We start from the raw sequence: 733 nt of genomic DNA, 5'->3' as shown, positions 1-733 counted from the left end.
CAATAGATCACAAAAAAACCAACCTCGAGATCATATCCTTCATCGTTTTTTTCCGGATCGAGATGACTTCCTCTTCGGAGATATTCCCGTAAAACTTCCGAATCGCCTTGTGATGGGAGAAATAAAAATAGACCGCACCTAGCAAACTTACAACGAAATCTTCAGGATGATCGACATTCCTGCATTCGCCGGTCTGAACGCCAAGCAGATACATCCCCATCACCTTCTCGAAAAATAAATTTTGGTGATGAAGCTGTTGAAATATGTCTCGATCTTGCGCGACGCTTTGGTCCATAATCTTCACGAAATACGGGTTGTTATGAAGAAAATCAATGAAATGTTCCATGACTTGAATCAAGTTTTCGCGAATGGTTGTACCTTTAGTTTCAATTGACACGGAAACTGCTTTTTCGAATAAGTCGTTAATAACCGCCGTGAATAATTCTTCCTTACTTTTAAAGTGGTAATAAATTAATGCTTTATTAACACCCGCCATTTTTGAAATATAATCGATTCTGGCCCCATCGTACCCTTTCTCCGAAAATTCCTGTAAAGCGGTTTGCAGAATTTTTTCTTTTCCCTGACTCATACATTAGTACCTCCACCTTAGATCATACATCCTACCTCGTTGAGGATAACAGATCCGCTACCTTCTTCGCGCTGTCATAGCAGGGCATACCAAGCGCCCCCGACCCTTCTGTAGAATCTCCAACTAGGTATAATCCCCGTACGG

1 protein-coding gene is annotated in these 733 nt (G+C 41.5%); it reads right to left on the bottom strand.

Going from position 1 to position 733, the window contains the following annotated elements; translation table 11 throughout:
- Nucleotides 1-7: 7 nt before the first annotated feature.
- The gene (locus tag ICC18_RS33365; protein WP_188178684.1) at nucleotides 8-589 is read right to left on the bottom strand and encodes a TetR/AcrR family transcriptional regulator; all 582 of its coding nucleotides are present in this window, start codon (nucleotides 587-589) and stop codon (nucleotides 8-10) included.
- Between the last annotated feature and the right edge of the window lie 144 nt (nucleotides 590-733).

The sequence above is a fragment of the Paenibacillus sedimenti genome, from assembly GCF_014534655.1.
Classification (GTDB): domain Bacteria; phylum Bacillota; class Bacilli; order Paenibacillales; family NBRC-103111; genus Paenibacillus_E; species Paenibacillus_E sedimenti.
Note: the sequence above shows the minus strand (reverse complement) of the source record. Positions and strands in the feature narration are given on the sequence as shown.